We start from the raw sequence: 4,568 nt of genomic DNA on the forward strand, positions 1-4,568 counted from the left end.
GGGGGGGGTGGGGTGGGGCTTGGGGGGGGCCCGGGTGGGGGGGGGGGCGCGCCCCCCCCACCCCCGGGATATTTGGACAAGGTGAAGGAACATCCGATGATCGAGGTTCGGGATCTGGCCAAGAGCTTTACCCTGCACAATCAGGGCGGCACGGTGATTCCGGTGATGGCCGGCGCCTGTCTGGGCGTGGCCGCCGGCGAATGCGTGGGGCTGGTGGGCCGGTCGGGGGCGGGCAAGAGCACGCTGATGCGCATGGTGCAGGGCAATTACCTGGCCGCCGGGGGCAGCATCCGCGTGGCGGGGCAAGAGGTGGTGGGTGCGGCACCGCGCGACATCATCCGCCTGCGGCGCGAGACGCTGGGCCATGTGAGCCAGTTCCTGCGGGTGGTGCCGCGGGTGCCGACGCTGGAGGTGGTGGCCGAGCCCTTGCTGGCGCTGGGGGTGCCGGCGGCGACCGCCCGCGACCGGGCGGCAGGATTGCTGGCGCGGCTGAACATTCCCGAACGGCTGTGGGGCCTGTCGCCCACCACCTTTTCGGGGGGCGAGCAGCAGCGGGTGAACATTGCCCGCGGGTTCGTGCACGACTTTCCCGTGCTGCTGCTGGACGAGCCGACGGCCAGCCTCGATGCCGCCAACCGCGAGGTGGTGTTGCAGCTGATCGAAGGCGCCAAGGCGCGCGGCGCGGCCATTCTGGGCATCTTTCACGACGAAGGCGCACGGGCGCGGGTCTGCGACCGGCTGGTGGACGTGACCGGATTCACCCCGGGGAAGGCAGCATGATCCTTGCCGTTGTTGGGCCTTCGGGGGCGGGCAAGGATACGCTGATCGCCGGCGCCCTGCGGGCCCGGCCGGATCTGCGGCTGGTGCGCCGCGTCATCACCCGGCCTGCCGAGGCAGGGGGCGAGGATTTCGACGGGGTGACCGAGGCCGAGTTCGCCGCCCGTGTTGCGCGCGGCGATTTCGCCTTGCACTGGCGGGCGCATGGACTGGCCTATGGCATTCCGCGCGATCAGGTGGCGGGGCCGGGGGATGTGCTGTTCAACGGCAGCCGCGCCGCCTTGCCCGAGGCGCGGCGCGTGTTTCCGGGTTTGCGCGTGATCGTGGTGACGGCACCGGATGCGGTGCTGGCCGAACGGCTGGCGGCGCGCGGGCGCGAAAGCGCCGCCGAGATCGGCCGTCGGCTGGCGCGGGCGGCCTTTGTGCTGCCGCCGGGAATCGAGGCTACCACGGTCGTCAACGACGGCACGCCCGAGGCGGGCGTTGCCGCACTGCTGGCCGCGATTCAGCCGATGAGGGCGTAGCGATGCAGCAGCCGGAAGCTGCCGTCGGCGGTTTCGCCGAACAGGCACAGATCCTCGATGGCGAAGGGGCGCGGCAGCACCGGGGCGAAATGCGCGCCGAGGGCGGCCATGACCGGGGCGGTCTGGTCGGGGGTCAGGCGGCCGGTCAGCGTGAGGTGAAAGCGGAACTCCTCCATCACGAAGGGGTAACCCCAGCGGTCGAGCAGCGCGCGTTGCCGCGCGGTCAGCGTTTCGGGTCGGCGGCGGGCGATTTCGGCCGGGGTCGGCGCATCGCGCAAGGGGTCGGTCGCGGTGACGACCCGGGCGGCCAGCGCCTGCAAGGCGGCATCGTCGCCTTCGGGGGTCAGGGCCAGAAAGCCGTGCAGGTTTTCCAGCCGCAACCCGTCGCAGGTGGCGGGGGGCAGGCGGACGGCCAGATCGGCGAGTGCGCCGGCGATGTCGTCCGGCGATACGCCCGGTGCGGGGCGGAACGGCGCGCGGAGGGTGCCGTGAAAGCCGTAGCGCCGCGGCTCGGCCGTCAGGTCGGCGGCGGGCGCGGGCAGGCCGGGCAGCTCGGGCTGCGGCAAGGCGCGGCCATCGGCGGCATCGCGGCCCAGCCAGTGGGCCGCAAGCGTGGCAAAGGCGCCGGGGCGCGGGGCGAAATAGACGGCGTAGCGTTTCATCTGGGTCATGCCGGGGCAGGTAGCGGGCGCATGTCACATCCGTGTGACGCTGTCGTGCCAGTCAGCCCCGCCCGTGGCCCGGTTTCAAGACAGGACAGATGCGAATGACCGAGACGATCCTTGCCAATGCCATGCTGGTTTTGCCCGGCGAAAGCTTTCGCGGGCAGGTGCGCCTGGCCGACGGGCGCATCGCCGATATCGCCGAGGGCGCCGGGGTGCCGGCGGGGGCGGTGGATTGCGGCGGCGATCTGGTGATGCCGGGGCTGATCGAGCTGCACACCGACAACCTGGAGCGCCATATCCAGCCGCGCCCCAAGGTCGGCTGGCCGCATCAGGCCGCGATCATCGCGCATGATGCCGAACTGGCGGGCGTGGGCATCACCACGGTGTTCGATGCCTTGCGCGTCGGGTCCGTGGTGTCGAACGGCAGGCTGGGTTACGGCGAATATGCCCGGGCGCTGGCCGACGAGATTCTGGACCTGCGGGCGCAAGGGGCGCTGCGGATCAGCCATTTCCTGCACCTGCGCGCCGAAGTCTGTTCCGAGACGCTGACCGAGGAGCTGGCGCGCTTTGGCCCCGACGACCGCATCGGCATCGTCAGCCTGATGGACCACACCCCGGGGCAGCGGCAGTTTTCCGACCTGACACAGTTGCGCAACTATGTGCGCGGCAAGCACGGGCTGAGCGAGGCCGAGTTTCAGGATCATGTCGCGCAGCAGGTGGCGCTGTCGGCCCGGGTGCGCGAGGAACACGAGGCGGCGGCGGTGGCCGCGGCGCGGCACTATGGCGCGGTGCTGGCCAGCCACGACGACACGACGCCCGAGCAGGTTGCCGTCAGCCGGGCGCATGGCGTGCGCTTTGCCGAGTTTCCCACCACCGAAGCCGCCGCGCGGGCCTGCCGCAACCACGGGATCGGCGTGATGATGGGCGCGCCGAACCTGATCCGGGGCGGCAGCCATTCGGGCAATGTTGCCGCGCAGGCGCTGGCCGAGGCCGGGGTGCTGGACATCCTGTCGTCGGACTATGTGCCTTCGGCGTTGCTGACCGGGGCGCTGATGCTGGGCGACCTGTGGGGCGACATGGCCCGCGGCATTGCCACCGTGACCTCTGCCCCTGCGCAGGCCGCCGGGCTGGCCGACCGCGGCCGGCTGGAACCCGGCGCGCGGGCGGATGTGATCCGCGTGACCCGGATCGGCACCGCGGGGGCGGTGCGCGGGGTCTGGGTGCAAGGGCGCCGCGCCGGTTGATGCGGGCCGGGCCATCGCTGCCCGGCCGGGGCCCGCGCCTCGCCCAGGTGCGCCAGTTGGGTGAAGGGGCCGCCAAGATAGGCCGGCAGCATGCCGGTGCGCACCACGGCAGGATCGGCCAGGTTGCGGTCCTGCGGCTCGATAGGTCCGGCCCAGGGGGCCGCGGCCAGGGCCATCATCGCCACGAGGCGCAGGGCTTCGTGCTCCAGCGGGGTGTGCGGGGCGGCAAACCAGGGCTCGGCCCGCGATGCCGCCGCCTGCGCCAGCGCCGGATCGGCGGGGGGCAGGGTGCCGGTGACATCCAGCCGGGCAAAGCGCGCGGCCTCGATCACGATGTCGTGGTTGACGGTGATCGCCGCCCCCAGCGCGCCGCGCACATCGGCGACGAAGTCCCGCAGCGCCGCCGGCAACGTGCCCTTGCGCGCGGCGCGGTCGTAATCGACCCGGCCGAGGAAATTCACCGCGATCATGTTGCGCGGCTCGATCCGCTGCACCAGCCGGGCGAAGATCTCGATCTCGGCCGCGATGCCGGCATCCATTGCCACGGGCACGCCCCGTTGCAGGCATTCGAGGATGGCGGGCTCTGCCGGGGAATGGCCGCCGGTGCGTGCCAGCATCGGGCCGCGCACCGTATCCAGCACCGCCGAAACCTGGTCGGCCGATGGGTCGCGCCAGCCGGGGCTGTCCCAGGGTTGGCGCGGGTCGGGGGCGCGGCGCAGCCAGGCTTCGGCGGCGGCAAGCTCTTGCCCCGGGGGCAGCACGCGGTTGGCTGCGCCAAGGCGCAAGGCGGTGGCAGGGTCGAAGCGGGCGCCTTCGAGCCGCACGAGGAGCGAGGCATCGGGCCCCACGAGGCGCGGCAGGCGCTGGGTGCCGCCGCCGGGCTGCAGGCCCACCAGCGATTCCGGCATCCCCGGCGCCGTTGAGGGCGCATCGGTCAGCACGCGGCAATGCCCGGCCAGCGCCAGTTCGCAGCCACCGCCCAGGGCCAGCCCGCGAATGGCCATCGCCACCGGGAGTCCGGCCGTTTCCGGTTTGCGAAAGGCCCCGCCGATGGGGCAGAAATGCGCGACCGTGGCCGCATCGCGGTCGGCGGGAGGCAGGCTCAGGATCATGTCGTGCGGCTTCGTTGCGCAAATCGGGTGATGGAGATGGCCCCCTTTTCCCGGACAGGCTTATCCCGCGGCTTCTGTCACGGGGATGGCGAGCGCGGTGAAGTCGTTCGGGGCCGGCCTCGGATCGATGGCGGGCAGGCCCCTCATCATCGTCGCCAGATGGTTCGCCAGACCCTGCGTTTGGCGCCGCCAGGCTTGCGGGCAATCCACTCGCCTTCACCCTCGAGCTTGATCCTGGCGCAGCGG

The 4,568-nt window shown here is 72.2% G+C and carries 4 protein-coding genes and 1 pseudogene; 3 read left to right on the top strand and 2 right to left on the bottom strand.

What is annotated here, in order from left to right; genetic code table 11:
* Positions 1–96: 96 nt before the first annotated feature.
* Positions 97–780, top strand: coding sequence for a phosphonate C-P lyase system protein PhnL (gene phnL / locus ACK4S2_RS15590; RefSeq protein WP_409626460.1), 684 nt, complete (start codon positions 97–99; stop codon positions 778–780).
* A complete protein-coding gene (gene phnN / locus ACK4S2_RS15595; RefSeq protein WP_409626462.1) occupies positions 777–1,301 on the top strand; it encodes a phosphonate metabolism protein/1,5-bisphosphokinase (PRPP-forming) PhnN in 525 nt (174 codons plus the stop codon). The genes phnL and phnN overlap by 4 nt, the downstream gene beginning before the upstream one ends.
* Here phnN and ACK4S2_RS15600 read toward each other — a convergent pair.
* The gene (locus tag ACK4S2_RS15600) at positions 1,283–1,963 is read right to left on the bottom strand and encodes a DUF1045 domain-containing protein (RefSeq protein ID WP_409626465.1); all 681 of its coding nucleotides are present in this window, start codon (positions 1,961–1,963) and stop codon (positions 1,283–1,285) included. The two genes, phnN and ACK4S2_RS15600, sit on opposite strands and share 19 nt — an antisense overlap.
* A 104-nt stretch (positions 1,964–2,067) precedes the next feature.
* Here ACK4S2_RS15600 and ACK4S2_RS15605 point away from each other — a divergent pair, with 104 nt between their 5' ends.
* Complete coding sequence (locus ACK4S2_RS15605) at positions 2,068–3,210, top strand: alpha-D-ribose 1-methylphosphonate 5-triphosphate diphosphatase (RefSeq protein ID WP_409626468.1); 1,143 nt, start codon at positions 2,068–2,070, stop codon at positions 3,208–3,210.
* Positions 3,211–3,929: 719 nt separating this feature from the next.
* Here the strand turns inward: ACK4S2_RS15605 and ACK4S2_RS15610 are convergent.
* Positions 3,930–4,322: pseudogene (locus ACK4S2_RS15610) on the bottom strand (enoyl-CoA hydratase-related protein); the annotation flags it as partial.
* Positions 4,323–4,568: the final 246 nt, after the last annotated feature.

It is taken from the genome of Gemmobacter sp. (assembly GCF_046292685.1).
In the GTDB taxonomy this organism is placed as follows: Bacteria; Pseudomonadota; Alphaproteobacteria; order Rhodobacterales; family Rhodobacteraceae; genus Wagnerdoeblera.

Excerpts from the sequence above, each read along its gene's own strand:
- phnL (WP_409626460.1), top strand. The coding sequence starts at position 97 with ATGATCGAGGTTCGGGATCTGGCCAAGAGCTTTACCCTGCACAATCAG.
- phnN (WP_409626462.1), top strand. The coding sequence starts at position 777 with ATGATCCTTGCCGTTGTTGGGCCTTCGGGGGCGGGCAAGGATACGCTG.
- ACK4S2_RS15600 (WP_409626465.1), bottom strand. The coding sequence starts at position 1,963 with ATGAAACGCTACGCCGTCTATTTCGCCCCGCGCCCCGGCGCCTTTGCC.
- ACK4S2_RS15605 (WP_409626468.1), top strand. The coding sequence starts at position 2,068 with ATGACCGAGACGATCCTTGCCAATGCCATGCTGGTTTTGCCCGGCGAA.